We start from the raw sequence: 15918 nt of genomic DNA on the forward strand, positions 1-15918 counted from the left end.
TAATTGTAATAATAGGTATCAGCTTTTTAACATAGTTAATGAACATAAATCAATATCGAATGTTTAATAAACCAGACCTGGTAATAAAAAAATTGCCGACACGGATTGGGCGGCAAATTGTGTAGGGATATTTATAGTTTCTCTGTGTAAGCAATTTAAGCATAGTTAAGGCATGGAATTTAGCAAGGAAGCTAGATAAAAAAATGCCGACACAGGGAGGTCGGCGAAAATTGCACAGCTTGTTACTACTCTTTCGGGGTTAAGTGTAGAAGGTAAATAAGTGTTTGCCATGAAACGTTTTAATCCTAGCGATTAAATAGATGAAATGAATAAAAAAATGCCGACACAGGAAGCATCGGCGAGGACTACAAAAATAATTAGAAAGTTCAAATTAACTATAGGTTATAAATTAAAAACAATGATGAATTATTTTAATCATATCGATTAAATAGATGCAATAAGAGGAATGAATATGAGTAAGCAAATGGTTTTAGTTGCAAGGACAAATAAGATTGGCTCTGACTCTGAATGTGGGCTGGGTATTACTGAGGACGAATGGGATAAATTAACCGAAGAAGAGCAATCAGGATATATCAATACTGCAATTGATAATCTTGTTGATTGGTATGTGAAGACAGAAGATTAAGGTGGAGTGATGAAATTAACAGAATTTCAAGAAGGGATTATTTATGCAGTGGTTTTACTACAAAAATTACATGATCAACCGACAGCAGGAGCAGATATTTTAAAAGAGTCAGGTTTAGATAATATCGACTGTTCTAATTTTGACGACTATGACAAAGAAGCATTGAGAGTTATTAATGATAACTACGGCATGAGCCTAAAGGGGTTGTGATGGATAAATCAAGACAGCAATTTGAAGCGGAAATAAAGTCACTTAGCGACCCGTCAGAATTTGAATTAAAACTTAAACGTGCAAATAACGGATCAAATTACGCTGACCAATATGTAGATTTAATGTGGATTAGTTGGCAAGCATCACGAGAGAGTTTAATTAATAGCTTACCAGAAAGCATTAATTGCCCTACCGCACCAGAATTAATATGGCTACAGGTTGACCCTGAACCAGAGGAGATAAATAAACCTGTATATCCAGTTAATTTATATAGCGGCGATGTAACTTGGAGTTCGAGCAGGGAGTTCCCAACTGACACCTTATATGTTCGGGCTGATTTTTTACTTCAATCCGTAAAACAGTGCTAAGAGCACCAAAACAGAAAGCATGATTATAGCCACGGCGCCAATGAGACAGCTAATACCCCTAAATAGACAAGATGCCACATCAACCCAGGTTGTTTTCTCTCTATTACGTCTCATTTAAGCCTCCTTGGCACAAGTTACTAAATCAAATAACTGAAATTTTAATATACACCCCGTAGATAAGGACTAACAATGAAATATAAACACTTAATGGTGAGCATTATCCACCAGCATTTAATTAAACCAGTTAACGACGATATTTAATTTTTAAATCTGTATGCGGCAGATATGTGGAGGTAATTATGATAAGTGAAGACAAGAGTACTAAAAAAGAACATGTTTATATAAAAACAGATGAGCTAGCTAGTAGATACGGATTAACCCCTCATTCCATTCGTTTATGGGCAGGAAATGGGAAGCAAAGGCGTGAAGGCTTCCCGAAACCAAGGTTTAGAGCCGGCCAGTTAAGCTGGTTAATGCAGGATATTATTGATTGGGAGAATGGTAAACAATTTTAAGTACCTTATCCCACCACTTTTCATATGCCTCATGTTGCTGTTTTAAATATGTGAATTTATCATAGGTTTGCCAAACACCCGGTAATTTATGGCCAACCATTATCTCAGCAACATGAGGATCTGTAAGTTCTGATATCCCAGTTCTCATTGTCCTGCGTAGGTCATGGATTGACCATGTTTTATAATTATCAATGCACTTTGACATTCTTACATTCATAACCTCAACGATTCGCCCATGCCCCCCATCTTTCATTTTTCTTCCGGTGGATATAGTAAACAAATACTCTCCTCTACTTATATCCATAGCTCTTTCAATTAATTCTTTAGCTGCCGGTATAATAGCTCTAATTAAAGGTCGACCTGAGCGTCTGCCACGCTTGTGGTTTTCAGGTGGGACGGTCCATATATTGTTTTCCAAATCAAAGTCAGTTTTTTTAGCCTTTAATAGTTCACCTACACGGTTTCCAAATAATAAGCATAGTTTTAATAAAATTTCATTTCTTGGGTTATAGTTTTTTTGATCAATAAATTTAAATAATAGGATTAACTCTTCATCTGTTAAAGTACGCTCACCTATACTTTGCTTTACTCCCAAAGATGAAGAAGTCATGCCATCAAGAGGTCTATTTTTGATTACTCCTCTGCTATACCCCCAAAAATGAGCCTTTTTGGCATTATTCAAAATAACTACAGCAATTGAGGGGGTTTTTTCCGTTATATCCTCAAGCAAGCTAAGCCATGTTTGTAAGTTTACTTCGTCATGTGGTAAGTCACCAATTTTGGGGTATACATGTAATTCAAATGAACGGTGAATTTCATCAGCTTTTATCTGTGCCGATTTAAGAAACTTTTCGTACCAAAGAGAAATAATTGATCTCACTGTGTGAGCGGTTATTGCATCGCTTTTTTTTATTGCTTTAACTACTCTTGGGTTTCTATTTTGTTCAAGCTCCCCTTTATAAATTAACGCAGACTCTCTTGCGTCTTTTAGCGATGTGGCCGGATAACTTCCTATATCAATCCTCTGCCCTTTCCCGTCCCATCGATAGCGAAACTGGAAGATAATTTTACCTTTTGGCGTTACTCTTACTGATAGCCCGTCACGATCAGATTTTGTCATCATTTTTTCTTGTGGCTTCCCGTTTGTCGATCTGAGCCATGAATCTGTTAGCGCCATTATATTTCCTTAAATGTAATACCCCACAAATTATGTACACGATTATGTACATAATATTTATGATTGCAAGTGACTACTTATGACAGTCGCTGATATGAAAACACAAGAAATCAGAAATAACATAATGATTATTAAAGATAAAAACATCAACCAGTGACTAAGAGTGATACTTAGTGACTACTATGTATTATTATGAATTAAAAAAATCCACTAAAGACGTTGCTCAGCCTTACTATTTCGTTTTAAAAGCAGCAAATCACGAAGTGATTGCTAAAAGTGAAATGTATGCATCGAAGCAATCTGCGCTTAAAGGGATTGCCTCTGTCCAAAAAAATGGCTCTTCTGAAACAATAAAAGATCTAACTGAGTAAATTTCAGTGGCCCCACTCCTTTCAAGTCGGGGCTACTTTTTTTATCTGTTGGCTATTTTATCTGTTGGTTATAAAGCTTACATAAATCAGCACGATTCAAATTAGCGGCGGTTCAGTCCATTGTTCATAGTAACCTCTCTTCAGGTTAAATAGCTCAGATTAACCTCAAGTTAGTCTCAAATTAACCTAAGTAACGCAGTCACAATCGCAGCTGACAAGACAATGATAATAAATGGCTTTTTAAACCACGTCAGTATCCCTGCCACTAGCACCCCTACAATTTTAGGCCAATCAGAAACTTCATCACCGGAAAATAACGTAGATGTGGCCGCAACCGAGAATAAAATAACAATAGCTGCTGCTGAAAATAATACTTTGCTATTCTCCGAAAGGACTACTCGACCGCGCAGCAAAGCCCCTGATGCTCGCATTAAATAAGTACCAACCGCCAGCAGTAAGATACCGCTAATAATTAACCATGGGTTATTTGTCATCATTTATTTCCTTATATAAATAACCAAGCTCAATAGTGCGAGTAATACAGGGATCCCTGCAGGCAATATCGGTGTAGTTGCAACCGCGATGACCGCACCAATTATTGCAGTTAACCGCACGCGTTTATCTGAGAGTGCAGGCAAGGAAAGCGCTAAAATAATCGCAGGAAACATCGCATCCATCCCATATATATGTGTATCACTGATAAAGCTACCCAATACCTCACCTATTACGACACCTATTGGCCAACACAGTAAAATACCTATTCCACACAACCAAAAAGCCGCACGTTTTTCTGATTCAGTTTCTTGAGCTAAACCAAATACAACGCTCTCATCATTCATGATGTGAAAGCCCAGTAATGACTTTGCTCCCTTACCCGTTAAATCACTGGTCGCAAAGCTAAAAGGAATATGTCGTGAATTCACTAATAACCCTGCAAGTGCAGCAGAAAGCGGGCTACCTCCTGCAAAAATAACACCGATAAACAAAAACTCAGACGCCCCTGCGAGCACTAAAATAGATAAAGTGAGTGGTACCCACCAGTCAAATCCTTGTGAAAGCGCCAATGCGCCATAAGAAATGCCGACAATTAAGTCAGCAAAACAGACAAGAGCTATGTTTTTCACTGTGCTATGATTTAATGTTGAGCTTATTGACGTTAGCATTCCTAGACCGTTCGATATATAATACATTCGTTCATTATGTCGATATGTAGTGTAAAGTGCAATCTAAATAGGAAATGAAAATTGAATCTACCTTCTCCTCCCATTGAGTTGATTTCGAAAGCCCTTGTTCGTGAAAGACAAAAAAGCGGGCTATCCCTATCAGAACTATCTCGCAAAGCAGGTATCGCTAAATCGACACTTTCTCAATTGGAATCGGGTAGTGGTAATCCAAGTATTGAAACCTTATGGGCACTTTGTGTGGCGTTAGATATTCCTTTCGCACGATTAATTGAAGATAAACAAGAAACTATCACAGTGATCCGCCATGGGGAGGCAATACCTGTTAGTGCTGAGCACGCAAATTATTTGGCCTTTTTGCTCTCGTCTGCCCCTGCTGATTCGCGACGCGATATTTACACTGTGGTGGCCCAGCCCGGGCGAGACCGTATTTCAGAGCCTCATATGCGTGGCGTTAGCGAGCACATCATTATTATGTCTGGCAGAGCGTTAGTCGGCCCATTGGATAACCCTGTTGAATTACAAGTCGGTGACTATATTCACTACCCCGGAGATGAGCCCCATATAATGCGAGCCTTAGAACCGAATACGATGGCGGTTATGGTGATCGATAAACAGAATTAACCACCTATCTACCCCAATAGATTTTGCGTTATGATAGCTGTAGTGAATATTAATTGGAGCCTGTGTGATGTCCTACTATGATGAAATTGTTGAAAAAGTAAATCGATTGATTGATGAAAACTCAGTTCATAATATGAATGAAATGCTAATGCAGCTATCCCATGATCCGCAAATCAACCAAGAACAACGATTTGAACAACAACAACGTTTAAGAGACGCTATTTTTATTCATCATAATTAATAGCGGCCACACAACTCGCCGCTATTCGCGCTCTTAACTTATCTTAATAACCAAAATAAATCGGCAGTAGGGTTAGTGGTAATCCTGGTATTGGTAAAACAACTAACCCTAATAGCATTAACAGGCTCAATTAAAACTCCTGTTGCTGTAAATAGCTCCATGCATACTGAGCATGAAGCTCAGCACCTGTCGCCATCGTGTCTTCATCAATATTAAAGCAGCCATGATGATGTGCCCATTGAGTGTCCTTTTCGGCATTTCCTGTGCCTAGTAAAGCAAAGCATCCTGGGATATTTTCAATGTAGAAGCTGAAATCTTCACCGCCCGGTGTCGGTCTTTCATTAATCAGCGCTTGCTCACCAAAAGCTTGTGAAATGACTGATTGAGCCAGTAACGCGCTCCGCTCTTCATTGATAACTGGTAATGTCCCATAGATATAATCAACGTGTGCCGTCGCCCCATAAATAGCCGCCGTATGGTCCGCATAACGACGGATAGCCGCTTCGATGCGGTTACGAGTTTCAATATCAAAACAACGTACCGTGCCATCTAACACCGCATTTTCAGCGATGACATTAAAGCGAGTCCCGACATCCATTTTACCTATCGTGACCACCGCTGAGTCTAAAGAAGACGTTTCTCGGGAAACTATCGCTTGTAAATTCATAACAAATGCAGACGCAACAACCGCAGCGTCAATGGTGGCCTCTGGCATTGAACCATGGCCACCCCGTCCTTTAAAAGTGACTTTCAGTAAGTCCGCAGATGCGAAAGACCCGCCCACATTGCAAGACACTTTTCCAGATGGTGTGGTTGTCCAAATATGCATGCCAAAAACGTTATCGACATTTTCGATTGCACCTTGCTTGATCATAGCTAATGCGCCTTGAGCAATCTCTTCAGCAGGTTGGAAAATTAAACGTACATTACCCGCTAATTCTTCACGCACCTCATATAGCGCTTTGGCTGCGGTTAATAGCATTGCGGTGTGAGCATCATGGCCACAAGCATGCATTTTTCCTTCAATTGTTGATTTATATTCTAATGAATCATTTAACTCTAAAACGGGTAAAGCATCGATATCTGCACGTAGAGCAACCGTTTTACCTGGCTTACCGCCTTTAATTTCAGCAATGACACCTGTAGGCTCAGTTAATCGATACTCTATTCCAATTTTGTCTAATTCTTCAGCAATACGTTTTGTCGTGCGTATTTCTTCAAACGGTAGTTCAGGGTGAGCGTGTAGATCACGACGAAAAGCAATCATTTCAGGTGTATGTTTTTTGATTGCAGCTGCAATTGTTTTGTTGATCATTTTTCTACCTTTTACCCTATTACACAGCCAGATACTTTATCTAGCTAATTTATTAACATTCTATTAATGATTTAACAGTAGCAAACATCACATCTGCCCCGCGTGCAATTTGTGCATAATCCGTCCATTCATCTGGGTGATGGCTTAACCCATTACGACTTGGCACAAATATCAGTCCCGTTTGAGTTATACCTGCAAAAATCATAGTGTCATGCCCCGCGCCACTGACCATTGAACGAAAACGTAAGTTTTGGTCGCTGGCATGTTGTTGCATTAGTTGATGAATATCACTATTGAGCTCCGTTGGCTGAACATATAACGGCTGAACAATATCGCTTGAAATCGCTAACGAATTGCTAACCTGTTCTGTTAATTCGATTATTTGTTCAATCACTTTACGTAACGCAACGTCATTTTTAGAGCGAATATCGACGCTAAAAGTGACCTCGCTTGGGATGACATTCGCCCCATTAGGTAATACTGATAACCGGCCTACAGTCGCAACCGTATTATCCCCTGCCGCCTTTGCTAGTTCAGGAATATGACTAATAATTTGGCTTGCACACACTAATGCATCGGCTCGCATATTCATCGGCGTAGTACCTGCATGGCCTGCTTTACCTGTCAGTTTAATCTCTAACTGACTGATACCTACGATAGTTTCTACGATCCCTACATCTTCACTTGCCTGTTCTAACACCGGACCTTGTTCGATGTGTAATTCTAAAAATGCTTTGACCTTTTTAGGGTCGAGCACAGCTTGTGATGCATGATCAGCATTAAACCCTGCCTCTGCCATACGCTGCGCCGCACTTACACCCTGCCTATCTTTGAGTTGGTATAATTCTTTTGTACCAATCAAACCCGTTATCACACTTGAAGCCATCAAGCCCCGGCCAAAACTGGTCCCTTCCTCTTCAACCAAGGCAATGACTTCTAAGGGATATTTCGGAGTTAAGTTTTGTTCACTAATACGCGCTACGACATCCAAACCTGTAACAATCCCTGCCGGGCCATCAAATGCCCCGCCATGAGGAACAGAGTCAAAATGAGAACCCACAATCACCACAGGCAAATCAGCTTGCAGGCCTTCTAAACGCCCATAGATATTGCCAATCGCATCTTCACGGACTTGCAAGCCTAGCGCAGCCATTTCTTGTTTGAGATAAGCACGAGCTTGTTTATCTTGTTCGCTGTAGCTCATCCGCGTAGTACCCTGACCCGGAGTCGCGGTGTATTCTGCCAACTGTTCTAAATGGCGCTGAATTCTTGAAGTACTTGTTTCCATTATTTTTTACCCTGCAATTGGAACAATATAAGCCACCATGATACCGGCTAGCACGACAGACACCATGGTCACAGAAATAAAGCCACCAACTAGCATCGGCCCTAACATATGGCTAGTTAATACTTGGCGTTCTTTTTCGTCTTTCGTTAATGCATTTATTGCTTCATTCGTAATAATGTAATCTGCTGGGAAACCATATAATGCCGTTAGCGCAACGGCAAACGCCATTTCTTTGGTAACACCTAATATTTTACCAACGACCCATGATGCAAGGTACATCCCAATAACCGCAGCACAAATTAACACCACCATCGGATAAACTAGGCGTAATAACATATCCGGGGTCGCATGGTTTAATGTATCAAAGATAAACAACATTAAAGCCATAATTGCGAACCCAAAGCCATTGGCTTTTTGTAGCGGCTGTCTTTCTAAGAAACCTAATGAAGAGGCAATAACACCAAATAATAAACACAATACAAATGGGCTAATACTCACATAAGGAGCAGCAAAGGACGACGCCAAATAAGCCAAATACCCTACCGCCGCTAAGCGCAAGAATTTAAAATAGCTGGTGTTATAGTGATTAGGAATTTTTTTAAACATACGTGGCATTTCATCTTCAGATACCACCGTTTTCACTTCAACCTCTTTGGCGCCTTCAACTGATAAAGTTTCCTGCCATTGGCCACTTCGATATTTCTCTAGAACCCGGCGTCCTTCTTTTTTTAACATTATGGCTGTTAATGGATAGCCCGCAAATCCCTGCATAACGTAAATTAAGATTGCGAAAACCGAAAGGTCAACCAAACCTGCCTCAGCTGCACCTTTTGACATAATTAACGAAGAAACAATACCGCCAACTAGCGGAGGAACTGCAACTAATACCGTGTTTAAATCAAATAAGGCAACCCCAATAATAAAGGTTAAGAAAATGATACCTAAAATCCCAGCTAAGGAGATAAGAATGGTTTTCCATTGGCGCAACAATTCTTTTAGCGATAATAAGGTTCCCATATTTGTAATTAACAAATACATCAAGGTCACCGCAACTACTTGAGGAATACCGGCAATACTCACAATATCTTTCGGGAAAATAGTCCAATAACCTAAAAGAAAGAGCACTGCGCATACAAATACAGAGGGGATCCAAGCCTTAGTCCTAACGGCTATCGCATCCCCTATATATAATATCCCAACTATCAGAAACAGAGCTAACATCTGTGACATAACTTTTTCCCCGCATTTATCTTTTTTTATTAGATTATTTTTTAATATTATAAACTGTTAATTTTAATTAAGATTGAATTATAAATTTTAATTGGTACAACAAAACACCAATATAGAGAGTATTTCGCTGCAAACATACAAAATTGCAACAAAATTCATCATAACACCGAAAATTCAGATGTATAGAGAGTTAAACCGGATTTAAACAGCTTGGAATAAAGCTATGCAGTGAACTAAATAGTCAGATATAACATTGAAAGAGGCCAAGCCCCTTAATATTCTCTAAATGCAGGTTTAGAAGTTAATATTTTATGTCATTTAAGTTATTTTTTATAAACAAATCAACTGTAGTTGATTTTTTAATCTATGAAATTATATTCTATTGTCCATGGCTGTATTTTCAATAATTATCGCAATATGACGAAAAATCGCCTTATAAAGATGACCAATATTTCTATTTATAGAAAATATTCTACTTTATTTTATTTTTAAACCGTTTCTCTTTATATTGCCGTTGAAAAGGATGATACCCCTTCCTCTCCAATTTAGTTTGTTTTGGCAATAAAGTTTATTTAAATAAAGAAAAACCCCATAGATAATTAACTACCTACGGGGCGTAATGAGTAATAGATAAAATAATTTAATGACTCGTTTGTTGTTCAGTCGCTACCTTGGCTGGTTTTATTTTGCGATTATTTTCAAACCCAGGTTGTGGCACTTTAATAAAGAATGTCAGTATTCCTGCAAAGATATACAAACCTGTATATGCCCAAACAACGCCCACAATATCAAAGAAAGGTAATACTAAACTGGCTATTGCGGGTGCGGCAAAATTACTTAATCCCGCGGAAAGGTTATAAATTGAGACGGCAGCACCTTTATGGTGAGGTTCAATACTTGGGAAAACGGCTGTCATCGGCACGAAAGCCGCCACAAAGATCCCCAATAAAATCGCAGGTATTAACGCAATCGCAAAATTATGGCCAAAATAAACCGGTAAGTAATAGAACATCAGGCTAGATACTGCCATACCTAGGCAACCAAACCATCTAACTTGGCGAACCCAACCAATGTGTTCACCAACAATTCCCCAAAAAATATTCGTAAAAATAGTGACAAAGAAGAAAACAGCCCAAATCTGTAACCATTCAGAGATGGTGAATCCTAAGCGGTCAACAAAGAGTAATGGCATGATGATTGCAAAACCAAACAACGAAATAGTGTTGATAATGCGGATTAAACTTGCCATAAAGATGTCTTTGTTGGTAAATAAAATGGTGGCAGCCCGCGATAATTCAGCCATTTTATCTTTCATGGGTAAATTAACTTTAGAGCGATCAACTGGAATGTTACGTAGGCTAAAATAAGCAATTGCGCCACCAATAGCGACCCAACCGATGGCCATCCATAATGTTCCTGTTTCACCCATCATTGGGATTGAAAAACTAGGCAGATAACTGCCGATAACACCAATGCCTACCGAGTACATCGCCCAGAACCAACCCGTAGCCGCAGCAAGATGTGCTCGAGGGATGACTTGCACCAGCATCATCATAAATGAATAAATAAACAATGGATAAGCCAGTCCACGAATACCATAGAATAACAGCATCAAGGTATAGCTTTTCATACCGAGACCAAATGCCATAAATAAGGCATGCATGACAATCCAGAGAATAAACCCGATCATCATGGCTTTTAGGGGGGTGATAATTTCAGCCACAACACCAGATGCCCACGCCGCAACGGCTGCCATTAAACCATAGACAGTAAATACCATCGCGGATTGCGCCGGTGTAAACCCTAAATCAGTAATATGTTTTGATAAAAAAGCCATTTCAAAGCCATCACCACTCATAAAGATAGCGATGGCAATAAAACCCCAGAACAAATGCTTAGGTAGACCAAGCCAATACTGCTTCTGTTCCATTGCAGTTTCCTCATTGTAATTTTGTTATTTTAATCAATCGCGAAGAGATAACCGTGGCGGTGATATGTAGGGAAACACCGCCACACTCGCCTACTGCGGCAATAATTCCCTTGCTTGTTTTTGCTGTTGGTATAATAAACGGAAAACATCAAGCCGTTGATTTAACCAAGTTTGGCACTGTTTTTGTGGTAAATAGGTACTCAGCACTTCTGGTTTTTGGCACACGGTTTCTGTATTACCGCCGTCCGCCAGCCATGCCAAACGAGCCGCACCTAAAGCCCCCGACGAACTCGCCGGGTGAGTCACAATCGGTATATCGATAACATCAGCAATAAGCTGCGCCCAAACAGGACTACGTGCTCCTCCCCCCGTTAAGCTACACCGGCTAATTTGTGTTCCCGTTTGCGTTAAAACCTGCATGCCATCCGCCAGAGCGAAGGTCACTCCTTCAATCACCGCATAACCAAGCTGAGCACGCGTTGTTTCATTTCTTAACGCAAAGAATGAGCCCATTGCGTAAGGGTCATTATGGGGTGTTCTTTCCCCTGATAGGTAAGGCAAAAATACTGGCGCTTGCTTCTTCTCGTCATCGGTCAATTGCCCCACTTCCTCCATTAGCTGGTTTTCCGTTGTGGAAAGAAGCTGGCAAAGCCAACGCAAACAGTTGGCAGCACTTAACATTACACTCATTTGGTGCCAACGATTTGGCAATGCATGAGCAAATGCATGGACGCCTTGGTGTGGTGCTGCTTGTAGCTGATTATTAACCACAAAAATGACGCCAGAGGTGCCCAAAGAAATTAGAGCATCACCGTCATTAACCGCACCAACACCAACAGCAGAAGCCGCATTATCACCGCCTCCACCAGCGATAATTACATCGGCGCTAAGCCCCCATTGGGAAGCTAAATCCGCCCGTAACACACCGCTTTTTTCAGCGCCTTCAACTAAAGAAGGCATTTGTTCACGAGTTAAATTAGTTGCAGCCAATAGTTCATCAGACCAATCACGCTTAGCCACATCTAGCCATAATGTGCCCGATGCATCAGACATATCACTGGTAAATTGACCAGTCATTTTCCAACGTAAATAATCTTTAGGAAGCAATACCTTAGCAACTTGTTTGAATATTTCTGGTTCATGGCGTGCGACCCACAATAACTTGGGCGCCGTGAAACCTGGCATCACTAAATTAGCACCAATCGTTAGAAACTCAGGGTGATTTGCCATTAACCATTCACATTCCTTCGCACTGCGGGTGTCATTCCATAAGATACAGTCACGAAGTACTTGGTGTTCGCTGTTTAATAATACTGCGCCGTGCATTTGGCCCGATAAACCAATCGCTTTCACCGCTGCCCATGCTTCTGGGGCTTTTTGGCGCAAGGTAGCCGCAACCGCGTTAGTGGCTTCCCACCAACTATCTGGTGATTGTTCTGCCCACTGAGAATGTGGCCTTTGTACTGTTAATGCCATGTGACTTGAGGCAACAATTTCGCCCTGAGCATTAATTAATACGGCCTTAAGTTCTGAAGTGCCTAGGTCAATTCCGAGGTACATCGCCTTTCTCCTTACAGAGGTTGTTGAGGTGACTTGAGCCAATTTTCAACTTTTTCAACCGTGTTGCTCATCAATTCGTGGAATTCAGTAGAATGAGCGAGTGAGCCGAACAACATTTCACTTGAGACAAATTGCGACAATGCGTCACTGCTATTCATCATTTTTTGATATAGTGCCACATCCAACACACCATCCTGATATTCATAAGGTAATTCACCACGAGCCCAGCGCTGTAAAAATACGAAAAATAAAGCGGGCAGCACAGCCGTCGCAGCCGGAGTCTGCTGACGCTGATAGCATTCTTGGAGTGTTGGCGTAATAAAACCAGGTATTTTTGATAAGCCATCTGCGGCTACACGTTGGTTAGTATCCTGAATATAAGGATTACTAAAGCGTGCGAGTACCACATCACGGTATTGTTCTAAATCGAGAGGACTCGGCGATAATGACGGGATCACATCTTGTGTCACATAATTCCATGCCATTTGTTTGATAGCAGATTGGCGGGTGCTTTCATCAATAAAGCTCAAACCGATTAAGGTGCCTGCCCAAGCAATGCAACTGTGGCTTGCATTCAGAATACGAATCTTCGCTTCTTCCCAAGGTAAAACGGACTCAACCATTTCTACATCGACATTTTCTAATGCAGGACGTCCATTAATAAAGTCATCTTCAATCACCCACTGAATGAATGCCTCTCCCATAACAGGTGCTTTATCATCCCAACCAGTATGCTGTTTTACACGTTCAGCCACATCTGGGGTTGGGCGAGGCGTGATCCTATCAACCATGGTATTCGGCGAACGCGTATTTTCTTTCACCCATTGGTACAGCTCAGTTTCACCTTTTAATTGTAAAAACGATAAAAAGCCGTGTCTAAAGCGTTCGCCATTGTGGCGCAAATTATCACAATTTAACAAGGTCACAGGTTCACCATGAGCCGCTAAACGTGCACGTAAAATTTGTGTTAATGCACCATATATCGTGCTCATTTTGCCCGTTAAATCCGCTTTAATGTCTGGCTGTTCTGCATCTAACTCATGCTGTGGGGTTAAATAATAGCCCGCTTCTGTGACTGTAAAAGCAATAACACGTGTTGCTTTATCACAACCTTGTTCCACTAACTGGCTTAAATTCTCATCCCAATGCAATACTTTGCGCACTGAAGTAATTTTTTCATAATGACGCTCACCTTCAGGTGAAACTGTTTCAAGGGTATATTCCCCATTTTGCTTGGTTAAGTTATCAAGCAATGCATTCGCATCATTGCGAATATTCCCTAAGGCAATTGACCAACTATCATCCCCTTGTTGACACAAGCGGTGCAAATACCACGCTTGGTGAGCACGATGAAATGACCCAGCACCGATGTGCATCCACACTGATTTCTGCTTTAGCATTGTGACTCCTTACCCTAAAATTAAATAATTGCTATTTTTTTGGGCATATGCCCGTTTGTTATATTTTAGTTTCAATCTGATCACAATTACTGCGATAATGCTCACAGTATTGACTTTTGCCCTTTTAATAAACAATTGCCCAGAATTACAATAAGCGAAACCAGCAGGAGAATGCCCATGCAGAAAGAATTAAAAAAAATGGAACAAGCTGCACGTGCGGCATGGCTATATTTTGTGGCAGGCAAAACACAACAGGAAATTGCGCATGAACTTGGGCTATCAAGACAAGTCGCCCAACGCCTTATTTCATTAGCAAAAGAACAAGGTATGGTTCAGGTGCAAATCACGCACCCGATTACGGAGTGTTTAAGACTCGCTAATGAAATCCAGCAAAAGTATCACCTAACACATTGCTTTGTCGTCCCGTCAGGGCAACTAGATACAGAAGCGACACTCGACATGATTTCAGTGGCAGGTGCTGAGCTCATGGAGCAATTAATCGAACCCGATAAACCTCAAGTTATTGGTATCGGTTCAGGCAGAACATTACGCAGTATTATTGATGCCCTTCCTTACCTAGAAACCTCCCAGCACCAATGTGTTTCATTAATAGGTGCTATTGCCCGTGATAGCTCAGCAACACGCTATGATATTCCATTACGTTTTGCAGAAAAATTACAATGCCGACACTATATTCTACCTGCACCACTTTATGCTGATAGCCCAGAAGATAAAGCAATGTGGTGCCAACATCGCGTGTATAAGGAAGTCACGGAAAAAGCCCTGAATGCAGATATTACCTTTATTGGTATTGGCGAAGTCGGCAAAGGATGCCCACTCAATTCTGAAGGTTTCGTCACGGATGAACAATTGGAAATGTTGTTAGAAAAAGGTGTCGCCGCAGAGCTATTGGGGCATTTTATTCAAGCTAACGGTGAGCGACTTTCTACGGCTTTGGATGACACACACACCAGTGTCCCACTGTTCCCTTCCCCAAATAAACCTGTGATCGCATTTGCGGGTGGTGTGCACAAAACAAAAGCCATTCAAGCCGTTATGAATGGCGGTTGGGTAACAGGTTTAGTGACCGATGAAGCCACTGCGCATCATTTATTAGCGAATAAATAAATTATCCCTGTGTCAGCCAATGATGGCATAACATACCAAGCAAGGTAAATATTAAGGCACCAATTACGTGGATAGCAATGGTGCTAATAGCGAAACCCAATTTACCTTCTTGGATTAGCACCAACACTTCTAGTGAAAAGGTCGAAAAGGTGGTAAATGCGCCGCAGAAGCCAGTCACAATGAATAATTTATAGGCAGGGCTAATATTTGCATTGGCAAAGTACGAAATGGCAAAACCAATGACAAAGCCGCCAACCAAATTGACCGCAACGGTACCTAGGGGAATATTTGGGTAAAGGTGATTGAGTCTTAGGCTAACAAACCATCTTAGCCATCCGCCAAGCACTGAACCAATCGCAATTGCAAATAATGAGGCATACATAGAAACTTCCTTTAATGTCTGGCGGGATAAATGAAAGGAAAGTCTCCCAGTTATACTCTAAATAATTCGAGTTACATGAAGGCGACAAACGAAGATAGTCCGATGAGCATACACAAGTATGTAATTCGGCTAGCGCAATGCAGTCAACACCCATGTAACTTGAAGTATGACGAGTATAGATCATTTATGCCCTAAATTAGGGCACATAATACCTACGTACCCCATCAAATGAAAAGGTTAACGTAGGCATCATCAGCCCTCTACGGGCGGTTTTATATAAGGAGGAATGCCATCTCCCAAAGGTTTACATAAAAATAATAAGGCAACTAATTAGGTGATGCAAACCTATTTT

The 15918-nt window shown here is 40.9% G+C and carries 18 protein-coding genes and 1 riboswitch; of the genes, 8 read left to right on the plus strand and 10 right to left on the minus strand.

Annotation, left to right across the window (positions count from 1 at the left end; all coding sequences use genetic code 11):
- The first annotated feature begins 472 nt into the window (after positions 1-472).
- The 4 genes from P3L44_RS12550 (at position 473) to P3L44_RS12565 (ending at position 1739) form a co-directional block, all read left to right on the plus strand.
- Positions 473-646 carry a hypothetical protein gene (locus P3L44_RS12550; protein ID WP_232062890.1) on the plus strand — a complete coding sequence of 58 codons (174 nt, stop codon included), beginning with the start codon at positions 473-475 and terminating at the stop codon, positions 644-646.
- Positions 647-655: 9 nt separating this feature from the next.
- Positions 656-856 carry a hypothetical protein gene (locus P3L44_RS12555; RefSeq protein ID WP_096864895.1) on the plus strand — a complete coding sequence of 67 codons (201 nt, stop codon included), beginning with the start codon at positions 656-658 and terminating at the stop codon, positions 854-856.
- A complete protein-coding gene (locus P3L44_RS12560) occupies positions 856-1224 on the plus strand; it encodes a hypothetical protein (protein ID WP_096864894.1) in 369 nt (122 codons plus the stop codon). The genes P3L44_RS12555 and P3L44_RS12560 overlap by 1 nt, the downstream gene beginning before the upstream one ends.
- A gap of 299 nt (positions 1225-1523) precedes the next feature.
- Positions 1524-1739, plus strand: a complete 216-nt coding sequence (locus P3L44_RS12565) for a hypothetical protein (protein WP_272661510.1) — start codon at positions 1524-1526, stop codon at positions 1737-1739.
- Here P3L44_RS12565 and P3L44_RS12570 read toward each other — a convergent pair.
- Complete coding sequence (locus P3L44_RS12570; protein ID WP_272661509.1) at positions 1708-2916, minus strand: tyrosine-type recombinase/integrase; 1209 nt, start codon at positions 2914-2916, stop codon at positions 1708-1710. The genes P3L44_RS12565 and P3L44_RS12570 overlap by 32 nt on opposite strands.
- A gap of 182 nt (positions 2917-3098) precedes the next feature.
- Between P3L44_RS12570 and P3L44_RS12575 the strand changes: the two genes are divergently transcribed.
- Positions 3099-3287, plus strand: a complete 189-nt coding sequence (locus tag P3L44_RS12575; RefSeq protein WP_094961253.1) for a YegP family protein — start codon at positions 3099-3101, stop codon at positions 3285-3287.
- 176 nt (positions 3288-3463) lie between these two features.
- On the opposite strand, the gene P3L44_RS12580 is transcribed toward P3L44_RS12575, so the two are convergent.
- The gene (locus P3L44_RS12580) at positions 3464-3781 is read right to left on the minus strand and encodes an AzlD domain-containing protein (protein WP_410480058.1); all 318 of its coding nucleotides are present in this window, start codon (positions 3779-3781) and stop codon (positions 3464-3466) included.
- A 3-nt stretch (positions 3782-3784) separates the two neighbouring features.
- Positions 3785-4450: an AzlC family ABC transporter permease gene (locus P3L44_RS12585; protein WP_140170642.1), complete on the minus strand. Its 666-nt coding sequence runs from the start codon at positions 4448-4450 to the stop codon at positions 3785-3787.
- Between the two features lie 81 nt (positions 4451-4531).
- Between P3L44_RS12585 and P3L44_RS12590 the strand changes: the two genes are divergently transcribed.
- The gene (locus P3L44_RS12590) at positions 4532-5092 is read left to right on the plus strand and encodes a helix-turn-helix domain-containing protein (RefSeq protein ID WP_140170643.1); all 561 of its coding nucleotides are present in this window, start codon (positions 4532-4534) and stop codon (positions 5090-5092) included.
- 67 nt (positions 5093-5159) lie between these two features.
- Entirely contained in the window at positions 5160-5333 is a 174-nt protein-coding gene (locus P3L44_RS12595) for a DUF2526 family protein (protein ID WP_125890922.1), read from the plus strand.
- A 130-nt stretch (positions 5334-5463) separates the two neighbouring features.
- Here P3L44_RS12595 and P3L44_RS12600 read toward each other — a convergent pair whose 3' ends face one another.
- The 6 genes from P3L44_RS12600 to dalD form a co-directional block, all read right to left on the minus strand.
- Positions 5464-6648 (minus strand): amidohydrolase, encoded by a 1185-nt coding sequence (locus tag P3L44_RS12600; protein WP_140170644.1) that lies wholly within the window; start codon positions 6646-6648, stop codon positions 5464-5466.
- A 52-nt stretch (positions 6649-6700) separates the two neighbouring features.
- A complete protein-coding gene (locus tag P3L44_RS12605; RefSeq protein ID WP_140170645.1) occupies positions 6701-7936 on the minus strand; it encodes a Zn-dependent hydrolase in 1236 nt (411 codons plus the stop codon).
- 6 nt (positions 7937-7942) lie between these two features.
- Entirely contained in the window at positions 7943-9166 is a 1224-nt protein-coding gene (locus tag P3L44_RS12610; RefSeq protein WP_140170646.1) for a hypothetical protein, read from the minus strand.
- Positions 9167-9806: 640 nt separating this feature from the next.
- Positions 9807-11096, minus strand: coding sequence for an MFS transporter (locus P3L44_RS12615; RefSeq protein WP_272661507.1), 1290 nt, complete (start codon positions 11094-11096; stop codon positions 9807-9809).
- A 90-nt stretch (positions 11097-11186) separates the two neighbouring features.
- Positions 11187-12656, minus strand: a complete 1470-nt coding sequence (xylB, locus tag P3L44_RS12620; protein WP_272661506.1) for a xylulokinase — start codon at positions 12654-12656, stop codon at positions 11187-11189.
- An 11-nt stretch (positions 12657-12667) separates the two neighbouring features.
- Complete coding sequence (gene dalD, locus P3L44_RS12625) at positions 12668-14056, minus strand: D-arabinitol 4-dehydrogenase (RefSeq protein ID WP_094961246.1); 1389 nt, start codon at positions 14054-14056, stop codon at positions 12668-12670.
- 177 nt (positions 14057-14233) lie between these two features.
- On the opposite strand from dalD, the gene P3L44_RS12630 reads away from it, so the two are divergent.
- Positions 14234-15184, plus strand: coding sequence for a sugar-binding transcriptional regulator (locus P3L44_RS12630; protein ID WP_094961245.1), 951 nt, complete (start codon positions 14234-14236; stop codon positions 15182-15184).
- Position 15185: 1 nt separating this feature from the next.
- Here P3L44_RS12630 and crcB read toward each other — a convergent pair whose 3' ends face one another.
- A complete protein-coding gene (crcB, locus tag P3L44_RS12635; RefSeq protein WP_004263566.1) occupies positions 15186-15566 on the minus strand; it encodes a fluoride efflux transporter CrcB in 381 nt (126 codons plus the stop codon).
- 236 nt (positions 15567-15802) lie between these two features.
- Positions 15803-15872: riboswitch (Fluoride riboswitch) on the minus strand.
- Positions 15873-15918 lie beyond the last annotated feature (46 nt).

The organism is Providencia sp. PROV175 (assembly GCF_032707045.1).
In the GTDB taxonomy this organism is placed as follows: Bacteria; Pseudomonadota; Gammaproteobacteria; order Enterobacterales; family Enterobacteriaceae; genus Providencia; species Providencia hangzhouensis.